Raw genomic sequence first — 24,969 nt, forward strand, 5'->3', positions numbered from 1 at the left:
ACCAATGCTCATGGTGTGTGCCTCGGCCGTCCCTGGCGTCCAAAACAAACAGCTACTTACCATAGCGACTCATGAAAATAGCCGCCCGTTTCGTAACGACGGGCAGAGAGTCCAGGTCGATGCTTTCATTTTCACTGTGAGCCGCTTCTCCCCACGCACCTAGGCCGTCCAGGCTCGCCTTCACATACTGGTTCACATAGGAAATATCAGCGCCGCCTCGCTCCGCTGACGGCGCGGATACTAGCGCGGGGCCCTCCAGGTCCACGCTGACTTGGCTATAGGCTTGCAGAAGCTGCCGATTGCTTTCGCGGTCAGCCATGACAGGCATGATGTCGTTGACTTTCAACTCGCTGCTGGTCTGTGGCAGCGGATGGCTTGCTATCTCTTCCAGTCGCGTTTGCGCGGCATTCTTCTGACCTTCACTGCTGAACCGGAGATCGCCATGCACGGACGCAACTTTGGCGACTGTTGTCTTCCGACCTGAAGCAATACCTTGTCCACCGGCTACATCCTCTACTGCAGTGGAGCCGCCCAGGATAAGCCCGGGGTTTAAGGTCAATCCTGGTTCGTTGGAGAGTTTGGATCGAATCTGATCCAGAACGCGGGCCGATTCATAAATCGCACCAAAACCTGTTTCAGGCTCAAAGACGGTTGCCGAATGTTTATCCCTGCCAGTGCTGGTCAGAAACCATTCACTTAATCCCCGGCGCTCGGTGATCAACTGATTGGGCGATAACGCAAATTCGAAACCCAACGCGATGTCGCTTTTTTTGGCTTCCCTAACCAGTACTTCTCTGGAGACACGGGTCGGCTTTGCCGCGAGCTCTTCGTCACCGATCAGGACCACTGTGATGTTCATGGTGTCCAGCGATCCGTTTTGCTTCAAGGCTTGCAGGGCGTATAGCAGGGTGACAATACCGCCTTTATCGTCGATGACGCCTGGGCCTATGGCTCCTTTTCCGTCATTGACATAAGCGAATGACTGGAACGCACTGGTTTTGGGAAAAACAGTATCCAAATGGCCTATCAATAAGAGCCGCTTGGCAGATTGTGCTCCGTTATGCACGGCTACGAGACTTCCGGCATGTTTCATTTCTGTAGGCAGTTCATGCCATCGGGTATCAAAGCCCAGCGCCTCAAGTTCTGGCTTGATCAGATTGCCGACCTTGACCACACCCTCTACATTGTCAGTTCCGCTGTTGATGTTGACGAGTTTTTCAAGCAGTGCGATCTGTGCCGCGCTGTGACTGTCCACGTACGAGATGATGCTCTGCTCATCGGGCGTCGGTATCGCCAGGGCTTCTTTCGAGAACAAGAGCCCGATGAGCAGGGGAAAGTATTTTTTCAGGTTAGGCATCGTCATTGACCATTCGATTGTTACAACCCGCGTGTCGATAGGTATTGAACTCTTCGAACGACCGTCGACAGGCACGGGTCAGGATTGGGGAGCGGTGCTGTTGGCTACCGCTGCGGACCTGTTTAACGTTGATCGATCCGCTCCGATTATATTGCCATTCATTCCATTACCAAAGCATGTACGAAGTCTGCGTAATGCAGATATCTTTCCCTGCTCTGCGCACTTATTTAAAGAGTCAATTCTTACGCCGGTGATTTCCTTGAGTAATGCCCCGGTAATCATTGCAATGAGTGCAGATGAATATCACGCCGCGGCCTCCCGAAAAGAGCGAACAATGGCTTCCAGCATCAGCCCGGCTGTTCTGCTCGACCCTTGCGGCTCCCGAACGATGGCGAACACCGGCCGTTCCACGATGAACTCCTGCAACGGCAGACGAAACAAAGCGCCGCGGTCCACCCAGGGTTGGGCGATATGGTCGGGCACGATGCCGACAAAGCCGCCGCTGAGCAGCAACTGGACCGTCCCTTCTACATGATGAGCGAGGGTATTTGCGTTTTGCAGAAAACTCGCCGGTGCGGTGTCCTGCACCAGGTAGCCACGACGCACGTAGTGTGCAGTCTGTTCGACAATCCGGCGCGCCTCGGCTGCGCTTTTGCCGAACGCTTCATGGTCCCGTCCGCAGTACAACGCTGAGGCTTCGGAGCCGATCACCTGATAGCTCAGAGACGGCAGGTCGGACTTGCAAATAGTCACGCCGACGCTGGCTTTCTTTTCGGCAACCGCACGCTCCACCGCATCCGGTGGCGCGACCCCAATACTGAGGTTGACCAGCGGATAATCGCGACGAAAATGCCGTAGCGCAGTGGCGATAGGGTTGCTGGGCGTGAAGGCACAGTGATCGATCAGCCACAGGCTCAGGTCGCCTTTAACCTCGGCTTTCGAACTGGCCAGGGTGTCGCGAAATTCATCAATCGAATCGAGTAAGCGCAGCACAGCGGTGTAGGCAACTTGTCCTTCCTCGGTCAGTTGGAAACCGCTGCGACCTCGATGGCAAAGTTGACTGCCGAGGCGACTCTCCAGGTCAGACAATTGCCGGCTGATCGCCGAGATTCCCATTCCCGTGGCTTCTTCAGCTGCCGATAGCCCCCCGCACTCGACAACGGCCTTGAACAGCCGCCAGTGTTTCAAGTCGATGTCGTGTAACGGTGGGACTGAGGCAGTGTTCAAAGTAGAGGCTCCAGGTGCGGGGAGTAGAGCGCGCGGGCCGGTCCTGGTCGCGCGCTCAGCTTTTGATGTGTTTTACACCAAGTCATTCGATCAGCGAAGTTGGCCATCCAAATAAATCAGGGTTTGCGCCAGAGTGCGAGTGCCGTCCAATAATTGCTGCGGCTCCAGCCATTCTTCGGGGCAGTGGCTGCGCCCGTTAAGGCAGGGCACGAACACCATGCCCATGGGGCCGGTGGCCCCAACGTAGACTGCGTCATGCCCGGCGCCGCTGGGCATGGTCATGTGTGGCAAGCCTAACTGTTCAGCCACTTCGCTGACGGCCTCGATGACAACCGTCGAGCAATCCGTAGGATCGGCATAGGTCAACGGTACCGAGTCGACAGTCAACCTCAGGTCGGCCAGTACGGTGGTGCAGCGTTCAAGCAGGTGTTCGGGAAAGTCGAGCAGTACTTGTTTGGAGTCGCTGCGCACCTCCAGCACCATTTCGACCTTGCCGGGCACGGCATTGGGCACATTAGGGCGCACATCCAACCGGCCAACGGTCGCCACCACATAGTGTGGGTTGCCGCTCATGTCGGCGGCCATGTTGCGCGCTTCGCGAATCAGCTCCGCCGCGCCGACCAAGGCGTCACGCCGCAGATCCATGGGCGTCGTGCCCGCATGATCCGGCAAGCCATGCACGGTGATTCCGACTCGGCGAATACCCACGATGTTGGTGACCGATCCAATGGGCAACCCCCGACTTTCCAGAACCGGTCCTTGTTCAATGTGCAGCTCGACAAACGCTGCAGTGCTGCCGCGTTCCCGCAGTGCCTGGCCGAGGCGTTCTGGGGCGCCTCCGATGCGGGTCATCGCCTGTGCCAGGCTTTCGCCCGCGCGGTTTTTTGATGCGAGCATCTCGGCAGTCAGAAGCCCAGCAAATGCGCGACTGCCGACGCAGGAAATGCCATAGTCACTCGGCTCCTCGGAGAGAAAATCGATCACCTGGAACGGGTGGCGCAAGCGTTGGCCGGCGTCTTTCAACGCGTGGGCGACTTCCAGCGCCGCCAATACTCCGATAATGCCGTCAAACCGACCGCCCCCGACCACCGTGTCACAGTGCGAGCCGCTGATCAGCGGCTTTAAATCAGGCTCACTGCCGTCAAGCTGACCGATCAGATTGCCACCGGCGTCCAACGTCACGCTCAGGCCCGCCGACTCGAATTCAGCCTTCAGCCACTGCCTGGCCTGCGCAAACTCAGGGGAGAAAGCGCGCCGGGTCCACGGCATGTCCGGCAGCGTAAAGCTCGACAGTGTATTGACCCGATTCCAAAGACGTTCGATGTTCAGTTCCAATTGAGGTTTGGTCATGTCAATTACGTACCTGTAGTCAGTGTGCGCGGGCGCAGGAATTGGCCATAGCCGGCGTTGTTGAGAATCTGCCCTTGGTCGAACACGCACTGGCCACGGCAGTAAGTCGTCTTGACCCGGCCTGTAAAGGGCATGCCTTCGAAGGAACTCCACTTCACCGCGCTCAGACTGGTAGAGGGGTCGTAACGATACTGCTCGTCGGCGAGCACGACGAAGTCAGCGTCCAGGCCGAGTACGAAGTCGCCTTTACGGTTATCGAGCAGAAAATGCCTGGCCGGGTTGCGACTCAGCTGTCGAACCACCAGCGATGGCGACAGGCCGCGCGCCATGGCGCCGGTCCAGAATGCTGGCAGTAGTGTCTCCAGTCCCGGTCCACCCGACGCGTTGCGAAACACGTTGGGATTGCCTTTACGGTCTAGCCCCCAACTGACGTGATCGGAGGACACAAAAGTGCATCGCTCCTGGGCGATGTGCTCCCAGAGCTTGTCGGACTCGGCTTTGGGCCTGATCGGTGGGTAATGCTTGGTTTTGGCGCCGAAGCGCCGCGTGTGCTCTTCATGGTTGAGCATCAGGTACTGAATGCATGTCTCGATGCTCGCGTGGTGTCCGGCCTGGCGATACATTTCGCACAACTCAAATCCTCGACTGGTTGACACGTGAACCGGATGGGCGCGTGCGTCAGTTTGTGCACCGATTTCATAAATCAACGCGGTCGCCAGGTCCTCCACCAGCGGTGGATGGGCACGCAGGAATGCATCCCAGCCGGTATCACCGGCTTCGATCAAGCGGCTGATATTTTTACGCGTCATTTCCTGCATCTGGTTGTGGACGCCACAGACCAGGCCCGACGGCTTGATCAGGGTGAAAAGTTCCGCCAGCAGATCCTCCTCGATGCGTGGAAATCGGCCCGGCGCCGCTTCAAAGGTCGAGAACTTGAACGCACAGGCACCGGCTTCGATCAGTCCCGGAATCGCTGCCAAGCCGTGGGTTTCATTGACAGTGGCAAACAGACCTACATCGACGTGACAGGTTTCCTCGACTTCCTGGGCTTTACGCAGCAGTTGTTCGGCGCAGGCTACCGGTTCCGGGTCGTCGTAAGGCATGTCCACCATCACGGTGATGCCTCCCGCGGCGGCGGCACGGCTGGCCCAACCCAGCCCTTCCTGGTTGGCCTGGCTTCCCGAATGGACCTGACCGTCGATGACGCCGGGTAAGATCCAGTGTCCGCGTTCATCTCGCGTGGTTTTGGCAGCAGGCGGCTCACCGGTGCCGCGCGCGGCAATACGTCCTTCACTTATGGCAAGCCAGCCGTTTTCGCGGGTCTGTACACTGTCGACGATACGTCCCCGTACCACCAGATCGAAATCACTCATTTGTCAGCCTCGTCATCGGGTGAATAAGCATGAGGCGAGTATCGTTGGGGCGTACCGAGCCATCCATGCGGAGAATGACAACTTCACTTGCGGTTTTTTGCATGGTTCTCCTCACGGTAGGTTTGAATAATTCGAGCCATACCAAAGGAAGCCTCTCCAACAGGCTTTCGCATTTACCTCAGCGAGAGTGGCCTCACATGACTCAGCAAAAAGCCAAACAAATCGTGGCTGCGCGTGGCAATACCCTGCGGTGCAAAGGATGGAAGCAGGAAACCATCCTGCGTATGCTCGAAAACAACCTTGAAAACGCTGAGGACGCCTCTCGTCTGACCGTCTACGGCGGTATCGGCAAGGCTGCACGCAACTGGGAAAGCTATGACGCGATCGTCGAGTCGCTGAAAAACCTAGAGAACGATGAAACCCTGGCCATTCAGTCGGGCATGCCGGTGGCCGTATTCAAGACCCATCGACTGGCGCCGCGAGTGGTCATGGCCAACAGCAACGTCATCAAGGCCGACTGGCCGAAGTTTTACGACCTGAGCGCACAAAACCTGACGGCGTTTGCCTCTTACACCGCCGGGCCGTGGCAGTACATTGGCAGCCAGGGCGTGATTGAAGGCACCTTTGAAACACTGGCGCTGGTAGCCGATCGGCATTTTGACGGAGCATTGAAGGGGCGTATTTTCTTCACCGCTGGGCTGGGTGGCATGGGGCGTTCGCAGCCCTTGGCCATGACCATGCACGGCGGCGTGAGTGTGACCGTGGAAGTCCGCCAGCAAAGCATTGTGGAGCGTCTGGCCAGCGGTTATGCCGACGTTCAGGCGGCGTCCTTGCAGGACGCCATCGACATGGCCGAGAGCGCCAAGCGGGAAGGGCGGGCACTCTCCATCGTGGTGCTGGGCAATATGGTCGACGCGCTGGAGCAGGCGCTTGACTGTGGCTGGAAGCCCGACATTGTCACCGAAATGTGCCCGTGCCATGACCCGTTCGCGCTGATTCCTTCCGGGCTAACGCTGGAGCAAGCCGCAGCATTGCTGGAGACCGACCGCGAGGCCTACATGGCGACGTCGCGCCAGTCGATGATCCGTATCGTGCGCGCGATGACACGCTTGCAAAAAAACGGCTCGATCGTCTTCGAGTACGGCACTTTCGTGCGCAAGGAGGCGGTGGATGCGGGGATGTCCAAGGAGGAAGCCTTCGCCTATCCAGGCTGTATCGCCGAGTACGTACGGCCGCTGTTTTTCCTGGGGCGTGGGCCGTTCCGCTGGACCTGCGTGTCCGGCGAAATCGCCGACCAGCAGCGTCTGGATGACCTAGCCCTGGAGATGTTCAAGGATGACAGCCTGGTCACGCGCTGGATCAGCACCGCGCGCTATCGGTTGCCGGTAGAGGGGTTGCCTGCGCGCATCTGTTTCCTCGGTTTTGGCCAGCGCCGGGCATTCGGCCTTGCGGTCAACGCATTGGTACGTTCGGGCGAGCTGGCAGGGCCGGTGGCTTTTTCCCGCGACAACCTGGATACCGGCTCAATCGCCAACCCCGCCTTTGAAACCGAAAACATGCTGGATGGGTCGGACGCGATTTCCGACTGGCCTTACCTGAATGCACTGCTGAATGTGTCGGCGATGGCGGACCTAGTGGCGATTCAGTCCAACGGCACCATGGGCATCTCGGCGCACACCGGTGTCACGATGATCGCCGACGGTTCGGAGGAGGCCGATCTGCGCCTGGATGCCTGCCTGACCACTGACGCAGGGATTGGTGTGGTACGCCATGCGCAAGCCGGTTACCCCATGGCCAAGACCGTGTCCAGAGGCGAGGGTCCGTTGACCGACAACGCGATTCAAATACCGCTCTGGTGGTCCCCTCACGCCACTCAGCACCGCGCGTAAAGGACATCGTCATGGCCCTTCTTCATTTGATCGAGCAGGTTCGCGTAGTCGGCATGGGCGGTGCGACCGCCCAGGTGATGGATGTGTTGATCGACGGTGATCGCTTTGTCGGCCTGGCACCGCGAATCGATCTGTCGACGGTCAATCTTGACGAGCGTACCGATGGTCGGGGCAAATTGCTGATACCAGGACTGATCAACGCTCACCATCATTCTCATGATCGTTTCGATAAAGGGCGTTTCTCCGGGATTCCCCTGGAGATCTGGATGGGCCTGTACAACCCACCTTCCTATCGACGTGGCTGGACCGCGCGCGAGGTGTACCTGCGCACCTTGCTCAACGGCATCGAGATGCTGCGCAATGGCATCACCACGGTGGTCGATGACATTCACTTCGGTGGCCTGCTGGAACCGGAGGTGGTGCATGCGGCATTTCAAGCCTATTCAGACCTCGGCATTCGCGCCGACGTCAGTGTGGCGTGGTCCGACAAACCGTTTCAGGAGGGCATTCCCTACCTGGCGGAGCGGTTGCCCGACCCACTTAAAGGCAGTGTCTCAGCCAAGGCTGCGGATCGGATGCTGGAGCATTGGCAGGAACTGGCGCGCAGCTGGAGCGGCCGGGTGCGCTTTGTATTCTCACCGTCCGGCCCGCAACGCTGCAGCGCCGATTTTCTGCAGAAAACCTGGGCACTGGCCGAGCAATACGACCGCCCGGTGCTGATCCATCTCCTGGAAACCCGCATTCAGGCGCTCACGGCGGCGAAGTTCTATGGCAAGCCAATGGCCGTGTACATGGACGACCTGGGGCTGTTGACACCTCGTAGCGTGCTCGCGCATGGCGTTTGGTTGTCAGCGGCTGAACTCGATTTGATCGCCGAGCGCGGCGCCAGCGTGGTGCACAATCCCGCCTGTAACCTGAAGTTGGGCAGCGGTGTGGCGCCGATCGCCGAAATGTTACGCCGTCAGGTGAATGTCGGTCTGGGCACCGACAACAATAACGGCAATGACCTGAACTCGATGTTTGACGCCATGCGCCTGGCAGCGCTTTCCAACGCACTGCTCGATCAGGACGAGGCTTGCCCGGTTGATGCACTGCAGGCGTTCAACATGGCCACGCTCGGCGGCGCCAACGCCATCGGGCGCGGTACGCAGACGGGGTCGATCGAGGTGGGTAAGCAAGCCGATTTCTGCTTGCTCGACCTCAAGACCAGCGCCTTTACGCCGCTCAATGATGCCTTGACGCAACTGGTCTTTTGCGAACAGGGCAACGCTGTGCGCGATGTGTACGTCGGCGGTCGCAAGCTGGTGGATCACGGCAGGATCACGCGTATCGATGAAGAGGCGTTGATGCTTGAACTGATGGACTGCATGCCCACTCTGCAAGGGCGGATTCAGGGCGGCCAAAGCGCCAGCGAAACGCTGCGTCCGTATCTGGAGGGCGCCTATAACGATTGCCTGACCGATCCGCAAATGGCGGGTATGCGCCATTCGATCAACCAATTCGACCGATCCAGACGCGGCGCCTGACCCATCTGGTCTGTTTCCACTCATTTACGAACAGCGAGAAAAACCATGAGCACAGTACAGAAAATTGTCCCAGGCGAAACCCGTATCGCCACCTGGCGTGCCATTTACAACGGTGCGCCGGCGCGGCTATGTGACAGCGCCCGGACCGGTATCGAGGCGGCGGCGAAGATGGTCGACACGTTGGTCGATAGCGGGCGCGCGGTGTATGGCCTGAACACTGGGTTCGGCAAACTGGCCAATGTGCGGATCAGCGATGCCGACCTTTGCCAGCTGCAAAAAAACCTGGTGATGTCGCATATGACGGGCTACGGCCAGCGCTGGATGCCGATGTGGTACGTCTGGTCATGGCCTTGAAAGTTGCCAGCCTCGGACGCGGTGCCTCGGGGGCGCAATACGGCACCGTGGCACTGTTGGAAGAAATGCGCGAGCGCGGTGTCATCCCGTTTATCCCCGCCCAGGGTTCGGTGGGCGCCAGTGGCGATCTGGCGCCGTTGGCGCACATGACCGCCGTGATGATCGGCATGGGCCAGGCCTGGTACGAGGGCGAGTTGCTCGACGGTTCTGAAGCCCTGGCACGCGCTGGCCTCACGCCGATCGTGCTGGCCCCGAAGGAAGGCCTGGCCTTGATGAATGGCACTCAGGTATCGACGGCCCTCGCGCTGACCGGCCTGTTTGCCCTGGAAAACGCCTTCATGGCGGCCATTGCAATCGGTAGCATGACCACCGAGGCGCTGGCGGGTATTGCCAGTCCGTTCGACCCGCGTATCCAGGCACTGCGTGGTCATCCGGGACAGATCGCCGTAGGCGCTGCGTTCAAGCGGCTGTTGGATGACAGCCCGATGCGTGCCATTTCCCAAGCGTCCGGCAAGGTTCAGGACCCCTACAGCATTCGCTGCCAACCCCAAGTGCTGGGGGCGTGCCTGGACCTGATTCGCAACGCCAGTGTCACGTTGGAGATCGAGAGCAACGCTGCCTCTGACAACCCGCTGATTTTCGTGGAAACCGGTGAAGTCATCTCCGGCGGTAATTTCCATGCTGAGCCGGTCGCCTTTGCGGCTGACATGTTGGCGATCGCCATTACCGAGATCGGCAACCTGTCCGAACGTCGTTGCAACCTGCTGCTGGACCCAGGCTTCTCCGGGCTGCCGCCAATGTTGACGGTCGATGCCGGCTTGCACTCGGGCTACATGACGGCGCACATCTCGGCTGCGGCCATGGCATCGGAAAACAAACAGCGCGCCACCCCGGCCTCCATCGACACCATCCCTACGGCGGGTAACCAGGAGGACCATGTCTCGATGGCCACCCATGGCGCACGCCGTTTGCTGGAAATGACGTGCACGTTACGCGGGATTCTCTCTATCGAGGCGCTGTGTGCGGCCCAGGGTCTGGACCTGCGCGGCGGTAAGTTGTACAGCGCACGCCTGGCGCCAGCGGTCGAGTGCATTCGTGCCAGCGTGCCGGCGATGAATGTGGACCGACCGATCGCGCCGGACATGGCCAGCGTGGCCGAGTTGATCCGCAGTCGTGAGCTGGTCAACGCCTGCCCGGACCTGCTCAGCCTGTTCTAAGTGCTCCACCCAGCGCCGGCTGGTGCTACCACCGGCGTTGGACAATAACAATGACATCGCTAATCCCTGAAATCTGCCAACTACCACATAGAGAATAATCATGAACAAGAATCTCGTTGTAGCTTGCGTAGTATTGCTTCTGAGTTCCACTTGGGCAAAGGCTGCGGATGTACTGCGCATGGGCGTCGACCCGACGTATCCACCACTGGAGTACCGCGACCCGCAGGGCAAAATGATCGGCTTTGATATCGACCTGGGCGACGAAATCTGCAAGCGCATGGCGGTCAAGTGTGAGTATGTTCAAAGCAGCTTTGACGGACTGATCCCGGGTTTGCTCGCACGCAAGTTCGACGGGGTACTGTCGAGCTTGTCCATTACCGAGCAACGCCTGAAGCAGATCGACTTCAGCAGCAAACTCTCTAACCCGTCTACACGATTGGTGGCGCGCGATGGCTCTGGTATCACGCCGACAGCGGCGGGGCTCAAGGGCAAGACCGTGGGGTATCAGCAAGGCACGATTCAAGAGTCTTATGCCCGTACCTACTGGAAAGTGCCAGGCATCAAATTGCAGGCCTATGCGAGTCAGGACCAGGTGTACGCCGACCTGCTGAATGGGCGTATCGACGCCTCCTTGCAGGATGAAGTGCAGGCAACCTATGCCTTTTTGCGCACCGACCAGGGTAAAGGCTACGCGTTTGCCGGCCCGATCATTGTCGACGACAAAGTATTGGGCAGCGGCACTGCGATAGGCGTTCGCAAAGAAGATCAGGCACTCAAGCAGCGCATCGACGATGCCATCGCCGCAATGCTGGCTGACGGCACGTATCAGAAGATCGCCGCCAAGTACTTTGACTTCGACATCTACGGCGGCTGACGGCGAGTTTTGTCCCGGTCATGACCGCGTGTCGCAGTCATGACCGGTACCGCGCGGCTTCTGTACGTCCACCTATTGCGAGTGATGCGCCATGCAATGGCTTGAATATTTACCCTTGATTGCCAAAGGTGCCTTGAGTACGGTCGAACTGGCGTTGGTGGCGCTGTTGCTGGCCTTGTTTCTGGGGCTGATCACCGCGTTGGCCAAGCTGTCGGGAACGCTCTGGCTGACGCTGCCTGCGCAGTGCTACACCACATTGATCCGAGGCATTCCGGACCTGGCATTGATGCTGCTGATCTTCTACACCATCCAGATCGGCGTGAATCAGCTCACCGATAAGCTCTCGCTCGGTCGATTTGAAATTGACCCCTTCGTGGCGGGCGTCATGACGTTGGGTTTTATCTACGGGGCCTACTTCGCCGAAACGTTTCGCGGCGCGTTTCTGGCTATCGATCCGGGGCAAGCGGAAGCCGCCAGAGCCTATGGTCTCTCAGCCCGCAAAACGTTCCAGAAGGTCGTGCTGCCGCAGTTGATCCGATTTGCCTTGCCTGGCATCAGTAACAACTGGCAGGTACTCGTCAAGGCCACTGCGCTGGTGTCGATCATCGGGCTCAGCGATCTGGTCATGGCGGCGCAAGAGGCCGGTCGCAGCACACACAACACCCTGATGTTCATGGTACTGGCCGGCGCGGTTTATTTTTGTCTGTCGGGGTTTTCCAGCCTGCTGTTGTATTGGCTCAAGCACCGTTCGGCAGCTTGGGTACGCGAGGCAGAGCTATGATCGATCTCTTGCAGACCTATTGGCAGAGCTTTCTTTGGACCGATGGGCAGCAGTGGAGCGGGGTAGTCGTCACGCTGTTGCTGTTGATCGTCGCGACGCTGGGCGGCTTTGTGTTGTCGATTCCACTGGCACTGGGGCGCGTATCTTCTTCGCGCTCACTGAGCGCCGTGATCTGGCTGTACACCTACACATTCCGCACGACGCCGCTCTACGTGCAGTTGCTGATTATATACAGCGGTTTGTACAGCCTCTCGTTCATCCAAAACACGGCGTTGCTCAATAGTTTTTTCCGCGATGCTTATTGCTGCACCCTGTTTGCTTTCGTACTCAACGAGTGCGCCTACATGACCGAGATCCTGGTCGGTTCGATTCGTGCCAGCAATCGCGGAGAAGTGGAGGCGGGCAGGGCGTTTGGCTTGAGTGCTACGGTACTCAATCTCAAAGTGATACTGCCCAGCGCACTGCGTCGAGCGCTGCCCGCCTACAGTAACGAAGTAATCTTCATGCTCCACGGCACCACGCTTGCGTTCACCGCCACCGTGCCGGACATCCTCAAAGTGGCTCGCGACGTCAACGCTGAAACCTATGCGACGTTCAGCACCTACGGTCTGGCGTCCTTGCTCTATCTGATGATTTCCTTCTGCATCATCGCCAGCTTCAATCGTGCCGAAAAACGTTGGCTAAGGCACCTGAAGCCACGCGTAGCGAAAAACACCCTTGAGCACCCCGTTCCTACGATAAAAGAAGGCCGCCTGGTATGAATGCCCTTACCGTTGAAAACATCCACAAATCCTATGGCAATCATAAAGTCCTGCACGGGGTTTCCTTGAGCGCCAAGCGCGGCGAAGTGATCAGCATCATCGGCTCCAGCGGCTCGGGTAAAAGTACCTTTTTGCGTTGTATCAATTTTCTCGAACAGCCGGACTGCGGCCGTGTCAGCCTGGACAATCTGACGATCGATCTGGGTGCAGGCAAGCCCTTGCGCCCGGAGCGCCGTGCACTGCAGGCGCTGCGTACACGGCTGGCAATGGTGTTTCAGCACTTTAACCTCTGGGCGCATATGACGGTGCTGGAAAATGTCAGCATGGCGCCCGTGCACGCGCTCAACGTCAGCAAGGAAGAGGCACGAGTCCGCGCGATCGGGTATCTGGAGAAAGTCGGACTGGGTGCGCGTTTCCACGACAGTTACCCGGCCCATCTTTCCGGCGGGCAACAGCAACGTGTTGCGATCGCGCGCGCGCTGGCCGTAGAGCCGGAGGTCATGTTGTTCGACGAGCCGACCTCTGCCCTCGACCCCGAACTGGTGGGCGAAGTGCTGAAAATCATGCAGGAGCTGGCGCAGGAGGGCCGCACGATGATTGTCGTCACCCACGAAATGGGCTTTGCCCGACACGCCTCCACCCAGGTGGTGTTTTTGCATGGCGGCAAGATTGAAGAACAGGGCAAGCCCGAGCAGGTGTTCGATAACCCGCAAAGCGACCGGCTGCGCCAGTTTCTGGCGTTGGACCTCAAGTGATCGCTGATCCAGCGACCGGAGTGGCGCCATGAGCAACACACACTGGATCAACGTACCTGAAGCGATTTACGCCCTGAGGCGTGATATTCATCGGCACCCGGAGTTGGCCTTCGAGGAGCACAGGACTGCCGACCTCATCGCCCGTGCACTTGAGTCGTGGGGGCTGACTGTGCACCGCGGGCTTGCGGGTACGGGCGTGGTGGGTATTTTGCGCTGCGGCACGAGCCCCAAGACTATCGGTTTGCGCGCGGACATGGACGCGCTGCCGGTACAGGAACTCAACCGATTCGAGCATGCTTCCGCCCACCCCGGAAAAATGCACGCCTGCGGCCATGATGGGCATTGCGCAATGTTGTTGGCGGCGGCATACGAACTTGCACGCACCCGCCAACTGGACGGCACGCTGTATTTCATTTTTCAGCCTGCCGAGGAAAGTGACGCCGGGGCCCGGCGCATGATCGAAGACGGCCTTTTCGAACTGTTCCCCATGCAGGCGGTATTCGGAATGCATAATTGGCCCGGGCTGGCGGCCGGACAGTTTGCGGTGCATGCGGGCGCGATGATGGCGTCTGACACTGAGTTTCGTATGAAGCTGATCGGCAAAGGCGGTCACGCTGCGTTGCCACATCAGTGCATTGACCCTTTGCAGCCGTTAATGCACATTGCGCAGGCTTTGCAGAGCATCATTACGCGCAATCTGGATACCCAGGATCCTGCGGTTATTTCAGTGACGCACCTGCAGGCGGGAAGCCAGGAAAGCCTTACCGTGGTTCCCGATGAAGCCTGGCTGGGCGGTACGTTCAGAGCTTTTTCCCGCGAGGCCATGCACTTGATCGAGAGGCGCATGCGGGAGATCGCCGACAGTGTCGGGCAGGCGTTCGGCTGCCGTGTGGAAACCGTGTTGAACTCGGATTATCCGCCCCTGATCAATCACCCCGGTGAGACACAGGTGTGCATCGAGGTATTACGCAAGCTGGTCGGAGAAGGGCATGTCATTACCGACGGCAAGCCGACGATGGCTGCCGAAGACTTCGCCCACATGCTCGAACATACGCCCGGTTGTTATGTGTTCATCGGCAACGGCGAGGGCGCGCATCGCGGTATCGGCCACGGCCCGGGGCCGTGTGTTCTGCACAATGCGAGCTTTGATTTCAACGACACTATTTTACCGGTCGGCGCGACGTATTGGGTTCGCCTGGCTGAAACCTGGTTGCCGGTGGGTCCCTGAAAACCTTGGCGGCGACCAAGCTGCAGCGTCGCCCAAATCAGCACTAAACCTTATCTATCTGGAGATTTTATGAAACTGGTCAAAAGCATTCGCCTGAAAGTCCTGCCCGAGCTTTACTCGATTTCCCGGCTGGACAGCAAAGATCCGATCCCCGCCTGGGCCGACGGTGACGGGTTCGTCAACATCGCGCGCTCCGCCGATGAACTGTCCATCGTCTGCCATCAGAGCCGCGTGCCCGAGGGCGTCAAAATCGACCGTGACTGGAATTGCATGCAGTTTGTCGGCCCCTTCGCGTTTGATGAGACCGGTATTGTGCTGTCAGTCGTGCGTCCTCTCACCGAAGCCGGTTTCGGTGTATTTGTCGTGTCGACGTTTGATGGCGACTTCCTGCTACTCAAAGCCGACCGATTCGCGCAGGGGCTTGCCGTGCTCAACGAGGCGGGTCATCAAATTCTGGACTGAACACCTGATATCAAACCAATCACCCGCACGCGTCAATCACGGCGCGTCACGCAAACGCTTCAAGTACTTGTAGACAGTGGCTCTACCCATCGACAGCACGTTGGCGATGTAGTCGCTGGCGCTGCGGCCTTCGAATGCGCCTTCGGCGAACAGGGCTTCGACCAGCAAGCGTTTGTCGTTGCGGGTCAGTCCCTGCAGGGACAGGTTATGGTCCTGAAGCCAGGCGTGGAGGAAAGTGTTGATTTGTTCCTGCCAGTCGTCCCGAAACAACACGTCGGGTTGCGCCAACAGGCGGCCGGGCTCGAAGAAGTTGTTCAAGGCGTCGCGTGCCATTTCGAGCACGCTGAAGTTCATGTTGATGCACAACAGGGCTTCCGGTTTGCCCGCGTCATCGCGCATCACGCTCGTGACGGAGCGAATTCGCTGTCCATTCCAGTTGAGTTTTTCATACGGTCCGAGATTATCGACGCGCTCAAAATCGCCCGGCAACTCGTGCAGGGCGGAGTCGTCGCCGAGCTGTCGCTTGGAGATGTTGTTGGCGATGTGCACGACGGTCTGCGTGTTGATGTCATGAATGATCACTTCCGCGTGAGGGAAATAGAGCATCGCGATGCCGTCGGCAACCGCTTTGTAATTGGCGAGTTTCTTCATGCTGGGCGATCGCAAGGTGTCCGTTCAGGAGGGGAATGTAGCAGTTACCCGCGACGACTACGAGGCGCGACGCGAGTGAGCCCTGCCTGCCAGACATGCAGGCAGGGCATGCACGCGGTCAACGTTGAGCGAGAAATTCCGAAACCTTCGCCAGCCCTTCTTTCAACACGCTGAGGTTATTGGCATAACCAATACGCACGTACCCTTCGATGTCCAGCGCGCTGCCTGGCGTGAACATGACGCTTTTGCTGTCCAGCAACTGGACGCACAAGTCGCGGGAGGGCAAGTCGATGTCAAACTTGAGCAAGGCAGTAGTACCCGATTTGGGTTTTACGTAGGAAACCTTGGGCTCTTGCGCTACCCATTGATCTAGGTACTCAAGGTTGGTACGGGTGATAGCCTGGTTGCGGGCCAGAATCTTGTCTTTGTTTTCCAGCGCGATGCAGGCGAAGTGATCGTTAAGCATCCCTACGCTGATGGTGTTGTAGTCGCGATGGACGGAGACGCTGTGGATCAGATCGGCAGGGCCGACGATCCAGCCCAGCCTTAACCCGGCGAGGGAGAATGCCTTGGACATGCTGGCAGTGCTGATGCCTTTTTCGTAAAGATCGACTATCGAGACTGTGGAACCGTCGCCGTGCTGGTCAATGCCGCGATACACCTCGTCGCTGAGCAGATAGGCACCGACCGAGCGGGCGATCGTCACGATCTGCTCAAGCATGGCCTGATCCATCAGCGCCCCGGTGGGGTTGTTTGGATTGTTGATCGCAATCACTTTGGTGTTGGGCCGCACCAGTGCGCGCAACGCCTCCAAGTCAGGCAGAAATGCATGTTCTTCGCGCAGTTTAAGAATCGAGACGTCGGCGCCGTAGCTTTCGGGAATTGAGTAATGCTGCTGGTAGGTTGGCGCGACAGAAATCACGTGGTCCCCCGGCTCAACCAGGGTTTCGTACACCAACGCATTTGCCCCGATGGCGCCGTGGGTGATGATGACGTTGTCTTTGCTTTGCTCTGTATACAGGGCGGCCACGTTGTTGCGCAGGCGATCGGAGCCTTCGATGGCGCCGTACGTCAGCTTCATCGGCAGCAGTTCGGCGAGGATGCTGTCTTTTTTACCGGCCATCTCCAGCAGTTGCTCCAGGGTCAGTGATTCGACGCAGGTTTCCGCCAGGTTGTAGGCGCATTTGGTTTCATAGGCGTTCATCCATATTTCAACGCCGAATTCTTTGATTTTCATATCAGGCCTGTGGTCGCGTGGGGTCAGTTATTGAGAGGGCTTAGTGTTGCGTCAGTGCTTTATACAGTTGCAGTGATACGGCGACGTCTTCCAGCCCCAGCCCGATAGAACGGAAGAACACGGGACGTTGATAGGCAGGCAAGGGCGCTGTCGCGTTTGACAATTCGGCCAGATCACCGGCCAGGTCTTTCACTGACCAAAGCTCGCGCTCAGCTGCGATCACCATCTCCCCGGCGGTGTGCGGAGTGGCCTGCCGGTAGTCGCAGTACACATCCATTTTGGACAGTTCATGCGGGGCAATTTCATGTGCGCGAAAGGCGTTGGTGCTGATGGACGTGATCAGCGCCGGCTGACCAAGGGTGTCCAGGTTCAACACGGGCTTGGGCGAGGACGTGCAGAGCATGATCACATCAGCGTTGGAGAGCGCCTGCGATTGCAATTCGCACAGGGTGACACGCGGGTCGAGTGCCTCAATCGCCGCCCGCTTGGCGTCATCCAGTGAAGCAATGCCAAGGGAGTAAATGGAGATCTTTTCCCACGACCTCAGATATTTCACTGCCTCAATGTGCGCAAGCGCAATCGGGCCGCTGCCGATTACCGCCAGGCGCTTGCTGCCTTGGGGGGCCAGATAGTCAATGGCCAACGCAGTAGTGGCCGCTGTGCGCAGGGTGGTAAGCAGGCCGGCGTCGGCAATCAACAACGGTGCGCCGGTGTCCATGGACATCAGCATCGACCAGGCAGTGACCAGTGGCTTGCCCTCGGTCTTGATATAGGGCGAGGTTTTGATCCCATACACCTTCTCATCACTCAAGACGCCCAGGTAGTTGATGAAGTCGCCTTGCCCGTTGGGAAAGTCCACCAGCTGTTGCGGCGGTTGTACGGCGGTGCCTGCTGCCAATGACTCAAATAGGCTGCGCATCGCCGCCAGTACATTGAGCTTGGACAACAGAGCCTTTACATCAGGTTCTTGAAGAATGAAAGGCGCGCCAGGCAGTAGAGTCATAAAGAGGGCTCTCCAATGCGATCACCCAGGTGATCGCGCTGTCAGGATTGACGTTGAAACAGGTTCCTTGAAGGGATACCCGCTATTTCCCATACACGTCGAAGTCAAAATACTTCGCGTTGATGGCTTGATAGATACCTTTGGCGCGGATTGACTTGATCGCTTCATTAAAGCGCTCAACTCGGGACGTATCGCCTTTGCGCAAGGCTATCCCGATGCCGTCACCAAAGTAGTGGGCATCCGTCAGTTGCGGGCCGGTGAATGAAAATGCCTGGCCTGTGGGGAGCTTGAGGAACGATTCGCTCAGGATGATCTGATCGGCCACCGTGCCGTCCAGGCGGCCGGCGTTCATGTCCAGGTAGATTTCGTTTTGCGAGGTGTAGCGCACGATCTCGGCGCCTTTGGGGGCCAGCACTTCGGTAGCGAAACGATCATGAATGCTGGAGCGTTGCACGCCGATACGCTTGCCTTGCAGACCGGAGAGGTCGTCGCCGACTGACTCACCTTTTTTCAATACCAGGCGCGCGGGACTTTGGTAGTACTTGTCGGTGAAGTCGACCGATTTTTTTCGCTCTTCAGTGATCGACATTGAGGAAAGGATGGCGTCGACTTTTTTCACCTTCAGTGCTGGAATCAGCCCGTCGTACTCCTGCTCAACCCATACACATTTGACCCGCATTTCGGCACACAGCGCGTTGCCGATGTCGAAGTCGAAACCGGTGATTTCTCCGCTGGGGGATTTGGATGCAAAGGGCGGGTAGGCCGCTTCGATACCGATTTTCAACGGCTGGTCCGCTGCCTGGGCGGTGGCCACGCTCAGGGCCAGTGCTAGGGCGCTGTACACGATGTGCATCTTCATTTTTCCGTGCCTCGGATTGATTGTTGGAGTTTTTGGGCAAGCGGCACATTGCAGCTCGCCAAGGCAGTTTTAAAATTTTCCCTCAGTGGTACTTCGATAGACGTGTGCGCCTATTCTTTTTAGAAATCTTTCATCAGTTGTCCGGTGATTCGGCCGGGGAGTGGTTCGGTGCCGGCGGCCATCCCGATCCGCTGCCCGGCGCGCACCAGTCTGATGTGATGCCGGGCCACAAGAATCCCCTGCACCGGGCTTAATACCGGCATACGGGGTGATCCCAGTTGCATGTCCAGTGGCAGGATTTCGGCGATGACCTCGCCGCGCGTCACACGTGCCCCAAGGGCTTTTTTCCAGGCGATAACGCCCGTGGCGTCGGCTTCCAGATGCGCGACGCCTTCCAGTGGATAGACGGTGACTGCCTCCGGGGTAATAGGCGGCTGCACGTCGCCGCTGGCCAGGATCAGTCCTTCGGAACACAGAAAACGGAGCAGGCCCTGCGCGTCCTGCAGGGCTATGTCGTCTTCCACATCGCTTTGGCCGCGCAATTCGACGGTGGCGGAAAAGCCCAGGTGCTCGGCGTCTACCAGCGCTTTGCCATACAGCACTTTCCAGGCCTTGGCGTAAGCCTCATCCAGCGGAAAACCGCCGGCATCCTCCTCGAGAAACACGGCCTCAACACCCATGCTGGCGGCCAGGCGCGTGGCACGCTCACGCTGATTGAGGTTGGCGTAGATGTGCAGAATGCTGGAAGTATCGCAGTGCAGGTCGATGAACAGATCGTGGTGCAGTGCTTCGTGCAATAGCAGGTGCTTGTTGGTGGCCACCGTTTCGGCAGGCACTGCACTGCCGAGCGCATCCAGCATCAAGGACTTCATTGCCTCGATGTCGTTATACGCGGGAGGTACTGTTGCCAGTGCGCTTTCAAGTTTGGCGCTGATATTGGGAAAGTTGCGGTTGAAGTTTTCGCCATTGGCGAGGTTGAAACGCCCCGGCAACTGGCCGAACACCTGCTGGCTCAAACCAACCGGGTTGGCGAAAGGCCGTATGACGATACGACCGTTCAGCCGGCCATCGCGCTCCATTTCCTGGAGCAGCACGAGCAGATGCTGGAGCACCAACAACCCCGGGTGTTCGTCGGCGTGCAGCCCGGCCTGGATATAAGCGCTACGCTGGCCCTGGCCGCCGCTGAATGTGTGCTTGTACAGCGTATGCACCACGCCAGGTGTTTGGGAGGGCAGTGTGATTGCTTCGGTAAGGGCCATGGCGAGGCTGCCTGATCGTGTTAATTAAGTCTATCGTGGACTTAATGTCTCTATCAGGCAAGGGGAGGGTGATGCGTCGTCGCAAATAAGCCAGGGATCGGCGCATGGACGACAATCGGTCGGAATCAATAGCCGCTCAGGTGTTTCATCGCGGCCCTGCGCACTGTGGCAGGCAGCAGCTTATTCATCGCGCGCAGCAGGCGAGGGCGCCAGGTGTCGACTTCCCAATGCACACGTCGCCGGTTCTGCACCGCTCGCCATAGCGTCTGGCTGACATCCTCGGCGGTGAGCCGAATGCCAATCGAGTCGACGATTTTTCCATGGGCCTCTTGCATCATCGGGGTTGCGACGAAATTGGGCATGATGTCGCAGACATAAATGCCGTGCCGTTCCCATTCAATATTGAGCGCTTCGGTGAAGCCTTTTACCCAAAACTTGCTCGCTGAATAGGAGGCTTCGCTGGGCACGCCGTATTCCGAGCTGAGCGAGCACATGTTGATCAAGCTGGGGCGCGAGCTTTTCTTCAGGTAGGGCAGCGCGTGATAGGTGCCTATTTGCACGCCTTTGATGTTGACTTCGGTGACGGCGAGGTGTTTTGCGAGCGGCACCTTTTCGAAGTCATCGATAAAGGCGATCCCCGCGTTATTGACCAACACATCAATGACACCCTTATTTTCAGTCGCAAAATCGTGGAGTACGACGGCAAAATCGTCGGCCTGAGTGACGTCCAGCCGGCGATAGAAATGCCCGGGGCCAAGTAGTGCCTTCAATGCTTGCAGGTCATGTTCATTGGCATCCGTCGCGCCTACCCGGTAGCCATTCTTGGCGAACATCAAAGCGGTTTGTGCGCCGATGCCCTTGGCGGCACCTGTCACGAATACGCTGGGTTTAGGGTTCATGGTCATACCTTTCTTTGAATGCGGCGATGAAGGTTCAGGGGCAGGCGAGTGAAAGCGACGTCAGACGCGCCGCTTCAGAAATGAGATTTGCTGCTCAACCACTTGCTCGAAGGCGTCTCCCACATAAATGCCGAAATGCCCAGCTTGATATCGATGCATCTCGGCATCCCTGGCTTTTGTTGCATAACGGAGCGTCGGCGCGGCGGGCGCGACGCTGTCGGCATCGCACACGCAGAACAAGATGGGGCAGCGAAGGGCTGAGGCTTTCTTGCCCGGTCGGTAGAAACCAATCTTCAAGGCAAAGCGCGCGGACACGTAATTCTTGAAGGGGTAATCAGTTGGAACTAGTTTGAGGTATCCGGGCTCGGCATCGGGTGCCGTCATCAGTGCAGCGGAGCCCTTGGGGCCAGCAATTTTCACGCGCACCGGTGCCAGCCCAAAAGCCGCGCTTGCCATGTCCGCAATGCCTAAGGCGGTCAGTTTGAACGAGGTTAGGATGTCCACCTGCCTCAGCGAAGCAAGGCCGTCGGTGAACGGGCACTGCGCGATGACGGCTGCAATGGCGTTGTCAGCCGCTGCGGTATGCAACACATGCCCACCGCTGAAAGACGACCCCCACAGGATGACTTTTTGCGGATTCAACGCCGGGTGGCTACGAGCATAGGCGACCGCTGATCGCCAGTCCTGCTGCTGGCTCGGGATGTCGAGCAATTGCCGATGCTCGCCTTCGCTTGCGCCGAAGTTGCGGTAGTCGAAGACCAGGCAGGCATAGCCCGCTTCGCAGAATCGTTGCGCGAAGACATCTAGGCGCATCTCCCGAACGCCGCCCAGGCCGTGCGCCATAACGATCACCGGCGGCGCCGACACGGCGTCGGGCAAATACAGCCACGCCGCGCAACGCGCATTCGCGGACGCAAATGAAACATCCAGACGTTGAGACATGGCGGTATTCCTTGTTGTTTTTTTTGATGCTATTCCAATATTGGATGTGATTACAATATTTATCCTTCATGTAGACTGTCACCATGACTAAAATTACATCCCCCACGCGTACCCAACGCAAGGCTCAGGCCACGCGGACGGCGATCATCGAGCATGCCGAAAGCTTGATTCTTGAGAGCGGCGCGACGGTGTTGACGCTTGAGATCGTCGCCGAGCGCGCCGATGTTGCCGTCCAAACCATTTACAACCGAGTTGGCGGGCGTTCGGCGTTATTGATGGCTGTCGCAGAAAAAGCCTTTGAAGAAAACAGGGCGTACATGGACGCGGCCTATCGAACCCCAGGTACGCCTCTGGAGCGTCTGCAGGTGGCCGCCAACGGTTACTTCCGTTTCGCTATGGAGCGTCCGACGGCGTTTCGCTTGCTGGCGGACCCGCCGAATGATCCTGAAGCGCTCTTGCGGGTGAGCGAACTGGTCAGGCACCAGAACGGCAAAATGGAGGCAGCTATTACCGATGGTATTGCGGATGGTTCGATTGACCCAGGCGTAGACGCCCACCTTGCAACCACCTCGTTGTGGGCAGCGGCCAATGGCATCCTGAGCTTGGCGTGGCGCGCGGATTCAGCGCCGATCGAGGCGCAAATGATGGAACGTCTGTGGGCGCAGTGGATGGCCATTGTGATAAAGGGGCTGTACCCAAAGTCATAAGGGGCCGGAGTGTTTATCTGCTTGATTAGCGCCGATGACCCCGAACCGCCGTGGGTGCAAAGCCGAACCGGTCACGGAAACGCACAGCAAATTGCGAGGGCGTCTGATAGCCCACGCACAGTGCTATTTGCATGACCGTCTGGGCGGAAGATTGCAGCAGCTGCAGGGCGAAGGTCATGCGTGCATCGATCAATAAGCTGCTGAACGTCGTGCCTTCTTCTGCCAGCCTGCGCCGCAGCGTGGCCTCGCTGAGTGCAAACGCTGACGCAACAGCGTGAGCGCTCCAGTCGTTAGCCAGGTCGCTGGCGATGAGCCGTCTTACTTTAATCGCCATTGTTGGCAGCCGTGACTGTTCGAGTCTTCCACCATTCACGCCAATCCACGCCAACAGTTCGTGTAGTCGGTGCCGGGCGATAAGGCTCGGCAGAGTGCTGTCTTCTATTGCCTCAATCGCACGTTGAAACGCTGCGGCAAAATGCACCGTATCGCGGGTAATGGGCTGGGCGTATTGAATGACCGCCAAATGCGCATAGGCTTCGGCGGTGGCTTCGATCAACGTCTCGTCCCACACCAGCCAGTGGGCTCGGTAGCTGCCGTCTTGCGCCAACCTGTTGGTGATATCCAGGGATTGGCCACCCGCCACCGCAATCGCTTCGCCTGGCTGGATCACGTACTCGCCACCCGCCCACCGCACGCTTTTAGAACCCCGCTCGACGTAGATCAATAAGGGGTTCTCAATATACAAACGCTTGAACTCCAGGTTTTCCTGCTGAAGCACGACGCCCGACGTACCGACGCCAGGCCGATGAATGATGCGCAACGCGTCGTAAGCGTTTGTCAGTGACATCAGCGGGCGCCTTGTACCGTGAGCGTGGCTTTGCCAAGCGAACTGCCGGGCACCATGAAACCCAGCATTGCGGGGGTGACGGTCGGCGGCAATGTCACTTTGTCGACGTTCATAGCGTATACGCTGATCACGTAATTGTGCGTCTGCCCTGCTGGAGGGCAGGCGCCGAGATAGCCTGGCATGCCACTGTCACCGCGAACCTGCAGCGTAACGTGGGGCAATTTGCCGCCTGCGCTACCCGCGCCTTCCTTCAATTCACTGACCGTTGCAGGTACGTTCGCCAACACCCAGTGCCACCAGCCGGACCCGGTTGGCGCGTCGGGATCGTACATCGTCACGACAAAGCTTTTGGTGCCTTGCGGGGCACCGCTCCAGGACAATTGCGGAGAGAGATTCTTGCCGCTGCAACCGAATACGTTGGCGAATTGGCGTTGTTGAAAATGCCCATCCAGGATGCTGGTGCTTTGTACTGCGAACGTTTGAGCATGTGCGCCCGTTGCGATCAGCGACAGCGCTAGAACGCCTGCGGCTAACAATGATTTATGCATACTGATTTCCTCTTGGGTTGGAGAGGAGAGTGTGGGGTGCAAGCGGCACCAAGACTGTTTGCTATCGCTCGATTTTGATCGCCATCCAGTCAATTTGACTGAGTCGAACGCTCCGTCAGTTCGCGAGTGACGTGTAGGCCTTCCATCAGCAGGGCAGAGGTGGTCTGGATGTGTTGCTTCAGCAGTTCGCTGGCCTTGGAGGCATCTCTGGCCAGAGCCGCCTCGAATAGCGCCTGGTGCTCATGGGCGATATCCCTTTGTTCGGCAGCCATGGCGATTGACATTGCGCGGTAGCGCGCCGTCTGCTCGAACAACATCGAGCGAATTCGCAAGAGCCAGGTGTTCGGGCAAGCACCGACCAGCGCCTCATGAAACGCCGCATGCGCTGACGTCCAGGCGTCAGCCCTCGCGTGATCGCCATCGTGTGGCTCTTCAAGCCGTGAAAGGCGGTGATGGGCCGAGACCAACGTCGCCTCCCAGGCAAGATTGCCGTGTTCCAGAGAATGGCGCAGGCAGCTCGTTTCTATCTCAATCCGGGCCAATGTGAGGTCATTCAGATCGGCCAGCGAAATGGCACAAATGCGAAAGCCTTTTTGTGGCTCTGCCAACACCAGGTCTTCGGCGACCAGTCGTGACAAAGCTTCCCTCACTGCGCCGGCGCTAGCCTGGTAGCGCTCGGCCAAAGCCTTCAGGTTGACTCGGTCTCCGGGGCGCAAAACGCAGGATAAGACATCTATGCGCAGACGCTCATAGGTGGCCTGGGTGAGGCTTTGAGCGGAGCGTTCAAGCATGGAAGAATTCCTTTGATAAAAATATATTTTGTTGCAAAAAATGTATTTTATGCCATAGGATGAATTTGTTCA

23 protein-coding genes and 1 pseudogene are annotated in these 24,969 nt (G+C 58.2%); 10 read left to right on the plus strand and 14 right to left on the minus strand.

What is annotated here, in order from left to right; genetic code table 11:
- Positions 1-52: 52 nt before the first annotated feature.
- The 4 genes from F0169_RS09795 to F0169_RS09810 form a co-directional block, all read right to left on the minus strand.
- Positions 53-1,363, minus strand: a complete 1,311-nt coding sequence (locus F0169_RS09795) for a M20 family metallopeptidase (RefSeq protein WP_425274288.1) — start codon at positions 1,361-1,363, stop codon at positions 53-55.
- Positions 1,364-1,660: 297 nt separating this feature from the next.
- On the minus strand, positions 1,661-2,584 hold the full coding sequence (locus F0169_RS09800) for a LysR family transcriptional regulator (RefSeq protein ID WP_152746375.1): 924 nt from the start codon (positions 2,582-2,584) through the stop codon (positions 1,661-1,663).
- 90 nt (positions 2,585-2,674) lie between these two features.
- Complete coding sequence (locus F0169_RS09805; RefSeq protein WP_152746376.1) at positions 2,675-3,934, minus strand: Zn-dependent hydrolase; 1,260 nt, start codon at positions 3,932-3,934, stop codon at positions 2,675-2,677.
- Positions 3,935-3,939: 5 nt separating this feature from the next.
- Positions 3,940-5,307 carry a dihydroorotase gene (locus tag F0169_RS09810; RefSeq protein ID WP_152746377.1) on the minus strand — a complete coding sequence of 456 codons (1,368 nt, stop codon included), beginning with the start codon at positions 5,305-5,307 and terminating at the stop codon, positions 3,940-3,942.
- Positions 5,308-5,504: 197 nt separating this feature from the next.
- Here F0169_RS09810 and F0169_RS09815 point away from each other — a divergent pair, with 197 nt between their 5' ends.
- From F0169_RS09815 to F0169_RS09855, 9 genes and pseudogenes are all read left to right on the plus strand, one after another.
- Positions 5,505-7,196 (plus strand): urocanate hydratase, encoded by a 1,692-nt coding sequence (locus F0169_RS09815; protein ID WP_152746378.1) that lies wholly within the window; start codon positions 5,505-5,507, stop codon positions 7,194-7,196.
- An 11-nt stretch (positions 7,197-7,207) separates the two neighbouring features.
- Entirely contained in the window at positions 7,208-8,722 is a 1,515-nt protein-coding gene (locus F0169_RS09820) for an amidohydrolase family protein (RefSeq protein WP_152746379.1), read from the plus strand.
- Positions 8,723-8,767: 45 nt separating this feature from the next.
- Positions 8,768-10,293: pseudogene (gene hutH / locus F0169_RS09825) on the plus strand (histidine ammonia-lyase).
- Between the two features lie 100 nt (positions 10,294-10,393).
- Positions 10,394-11,167, plus strand: a complete 774-nt coding sequence (locus F0169_RS09830; protein WP_069787705.1) for an ABC transporter substrate-binding protein — start codon at positions 10,394-10,396, stop codon at positions 11,165-11,167.
- Positions 11,168-11,258: 91 nt separating this feature from the next.
- Positions 11,259-11,948, plus strand: coding sequence for an ABC transporter permease (locus F0169_RS09835; RefSeq protein WP_069787704.1), 690 nt, complete (start codon positions 11,259-11,261; stop codon positions 11,946-11,948).
- Positions 11,945-12,709, plus strand: a complete 765-nt coding sequence (hisM, locus tag F0169_RS09840) for a histidine ABC transporter permease HisM (protein WP_152746380.1) — start codon at positions 11,945-11,947, stop codon at positions 12,707-12,709. The genes F0169_RS09835 and hisM overlap by 4 nt, the downstream gene beginning before the upstream one ends.
- Positions 12,706-13,464 (plus strand): ATP-binding cassette domain-containing protein, encoded by a 759-nt coding sequence (locus F0169_RS09845; protein WP_152746381.1) that lies wholly within the window; start codon positions 12,706-12,708, stop codon positions 13,462-13,464. The genes hisM and F0169_RS09845 overlap by 4 nt, the downstream gene beginning before the upstream one ends.
- A 28-nt stretch (positions 13,465-13,492) precedes the next feature.
- On the plus strand, positions 13,493-14,692 hold the full coding sequence (locus F0169_RS09850) for a M20 aminoacylase family protein (protein WP_152746382.1): 1,200 nt from the start codon (positions 13,493-13,495) through the stop codon (positions 14,690-14,692).
- A gap of 69 nt (positions 14,693-14,761) precedes the next feature.
- Positions 14,762-15,154 (plus strand): ACT domain-containing protein, encoded by a 393-nt coding sequence (locus F0169_RS09855; protein WP_152746383.1) that lies wholly within the window; start codon positions 14,762-14,764, stop codon positions 15,152-15,154.
- Positions 15,155-15,190: 36 nt separating this feature from the next.
- Here the strand turns inward: F0169_RS09855 and F0169_RS09860 are convergent, their stop codons facing one another.
- From F0169_RS09860 to F0169_RS09890, 7 genes are all read right to left on the minus strand, one after another.
- Entirely contained in the window at positions 15,191-15,805 is a 615-nt protein-coding gene (locus F0169_RS09860) for a helix-turn-helix transcriptional regulator (RefSeq protein WP_152746384.1), read from the minus strand.
- 118 nt (positions 15,806-15,923) lie between these two features.
- Positions 15,924-17,042 (minus strand): aminotransferase, encoded by a 1,119-nt coding sequence (locus F0169_RS09865; protein ID WP_152746385.1) that lies wholly within the window; start codon positions 17,040-17,042, stop codon positions 15,924-15,926.
- A 40-nt stretch (positions 17,043-17,082) separates the two neighbouring features.
- The gene (locus F0169_RS09870; RefSeq protein WP_152746386.1) at positions 17,083-18,045 is read right to left on the minus strand and encodes an ornithine cyclodeaminase family protein; all 963 of its coding nucleotides are present in this window, start codon (positions 18,043-18,045) and stop codon (positions 17,083-17,085) included.
- An 82-nt stretch (positions 18,046-18,127) separates the two neighbouring features.
- Positions 18,128-18,904, minus strand: coding sequence for an ABC transporter substrate-binding protein (locus F0169_RS09875; RefSeq protein ID WP_152746387.1), 777 nt, complete (start codon positions 18,902-18,904; stop codon positions 18,128-18,130).
- 119 nt (positions 18,905-19,023) lie between these two features.
- On the minus strand, positions 19,024-20,163 hold the full coding sequence (locus F0169_RS09880; protein WP_152746388.1) for a M14 family metallopeptidase: 1,140 nt from the start codon (positions 20,161-20,163) through the stop codon (positions 19,024-19,026).
- Positions 20,164-20,288: 125 nt separating this feature from the next.
- Positions 20,289-21,062, minus strand: coding sequence for an SDR family oxidoreductase (locus F0169_RS09885; RefSeq protein ID WP_152746389.1), 774 nt, complete (start codon positions 21,060-21,062; stop codon positions 20,289-20,291).
- Between the two features lie 60 nt (positions 21,063-21,122).
- Complete coding sequence (locus F0169_RS09890; RefSeq protein ID WP_152746390.1) at positions 21,123-22,004, minus strand: alpha/beta hydrolase; 882 nt, start codon at positions 22,002-22,004, stop codon at positions 21,123-21,125.
- 83 nt (positions 22,005-22,087) lie between these two features.
- Between F0169_RS09890 and F0169_RS09895 the strand changes: the two genes are divergently transcribed.
- Positions 22,088-22,711, plus strand: coding sequence for a TetR/AcrR family transcriptional regulator (locus F0169_RS09895; RefSeq protein ID WP_172979393.1), 624 nt, complete (start codon positions 22,088-22,090; stop codon positions 22,709-22,711).
- Between the two features lie 25 nt (positions 22,712-22,736).
- Here F0169_RS09895 and F0169_RS09900 read toward each other — a convergent pair whose 3' ends face one another.
- The 3 genes from F0169_RS09900 to F0169_RS09910 form a co-directional block, all read right to left on the minus strand.
- Positions 22,737-23,558 carry a helix-turn-helix transcriptional regulator gene (locus F0169_RS09900; RefSeq protein ID WP_152746391.1) on the minus strand — a complete coding sequence of 274 codons (822 nt, stop codon included), beginning with the start codon at positions 23,556-23,558 and terminating at the stop codon, positions 22,737-22,739.
- Positions 23,558-24,106, minus strand: coding sequence for a YbhB/YbcL family Raf kinase inhibitor-like protein (locus F0169_RS09905; protein ID WP_152746392.1), 549 nt, complete (start codon positions 24,104-24,106; stop codon positions 23,558-23,560). Before F0169_RS09905 ends, F0169_RS09900 begins: the two co-directional genes overlap by 1 nt.
- Positions 24,107-24,195: 89 nt before the next feature.
- A complete protein-coding gene (locus F0169_RS09910; RefSeq protein ID WP_152746393.1) occupies positions 24,196-24,897 on the minus strand; it encodes an FCD domain-containing protein in 702 nt (233 codons plus the stop codon).
- Between the last annotated feature and the right edge of the window lie 72 nt (positions 24,898-24,969).

The sequence above is a fragment of the Pseudomonas kitaguniensis genome, assembly GCF_009296165.1.
Lineage (GTDB): Bacteria > Pseudomonadota > Gammaproteobacteria > Pseudomonadales > Pseudomonadaceae > Aquipseudomonas > Aquipseudomonas kitaguniensis.

Bases quoted from the DNA above. Each gene is read 5' to 3' on its own strand.
- F0169_RS09795 (WP_425274288.1), bottom strand. From the start codon at position 1,363: ATGACGATGCCTAACCTGAAAAAATACTTTCCCCTGCTCATCGGGCTC.
- F0169_RS09805 (WP_152746376.1), bottom strand. From the start codon at position 3,934: ATGACCAAACCTCAATTGGAACTGAACATCGAACGTCTTTGGAATCGG.
- F0169_RS09810 (WP_152746377.1), bottom strand. From the start codon at position 5,307: ATGAGTGATTTCGATCTGGTGGTACGGGGACGTATCGTCGACAGTGTA.
- F0169_RS09815 (WP_152746378.1), top strand. From the start codon at position 5,505: ATGACTCAGCAAAAAGCCAAACAAATCGTGGCTGCGCGTGGCAATACC.
- F0169_RS09820 (WP_152746379.1), top strand. From the start codon at position 7,208: ATGGCCCTTCTTCATTTGATCGAGCAGGTTCGCGTAGTCGGCATGGGC.
- F0169_RS09830 (WP_069787705.1), top strand. From the start codon at position 10,394: ATGAACAAGAATCTCGTTGTAGCTTGCGTAGTATTGCTTCTGAGTTCC.
- F0169_RS09835 (WP_069787704.1), top strand. From the start codon at position 11,259: ATGCAATGGCTTGAATATTTACCCTTGATTGCCAAAGGTGCCTTGAGT.
- hisM (WP_152746380.1), top strand. From the start codon at position 11,945: ATGATCGATCTCTTGCAGACCTATTGGCAGAGCTTTCTTTGGACCGAT.
- F0169_RS09845 (WP_152746381.1), top strand. From the start codon at position 12,706: ATGAATGCCCTTACCGTTGAAAACATCCACAAATCCTATGGCAATCAT.
- F0169_RS09850 (WP_152746382.1), top strand. From the start codon at position 13,493: ATGAGCAACACACACTGGATCAACGTACCTGAAGCGATTTACGCCCTG.
- F0169_RS09855 (WP_152746383.1), top strand. From the start codon at position 14,762: ATGAAACTGGTCAAAAGCATTCGCCTGAAAGTCCTGCCCGAGCTTTAC.
- F0169_RS09860 (WP_152746384.1), bottom strand. From the start codon at position 15,805: ATGAAGAAACTCGCCAATTACAAAGCGGTTGCCGACGGCATCGCGATG.
- F0169_RS09865 (WP_152746385.1), bottom strand. From the start codon at position 17,042: ATGAAAATCAAAGAATTCGGCGTTGAAATATGGATGAACGCCTATGAA.
- F0169_RS09870 (WP_152746386.1), bottom strand. From the start codon at position 18,045: ATGACTCTACTGCCTGGCGCGCCTTTCATTCTTCAAGAACCTGATGTA.
- F0169_RS09875 (WP_152746387.1), bottom strand. From the start codon at position 18,904: ATGAAGATGCACATCGTGTACAGCGCCCTAGCACTGGCCCTGAGCGTG.
- F0169_RS09880 (WP_152746388.1), bottom strand. From the start codon at position 20,163: ATGGCCCTTACCGAAGCAATCACACTGCCCTCCCAAACACCTGGCGTG.
- F0169_RS09885 (WP_152746389.1), bottom strand. From the start codon at position 21,062: ATGAACCCTAAACCCAGCGTATTCGTGACAGGTGCCGCCAAGGGCATC.
- F0169_RS09890 (WP_152746390.1), bottom strand. From the start codon at position 22,004: ATGTCTCAACGTCTGGATGTTTCATTTGCGTCCGCGAATGCGCGTTGC.
- F0169_RS09895 (WP_172979393.1), top strand. From the start codon at position 22,088: ATGACTAAAATTACATCCCCCACGCGTACCCAACGCAAGGCTCAGGCC.
- F0169_RS09900 (WP_152746391.1), bottom strand. From the start codon at position 23,558: ATGTCACTGACAAACGCTTACGACGCGTTGCGCATCATTCATCGGCCT.
- F0169_RS09905 (WP_152746392.1), bottom strand. From the start codon at position 24,106: ATGCATAAATCATTGTTAGCCGCAGGCGTTCTAGCGCTGTCGCTGATC.
- F0169_RS09910 (WP_152746393.1), bottom strand. From the start codon at position 24,897: ATGCTTGAACGCTCCGCTCAAAGCCTCACCCAGGCCACCTATGAGCGT.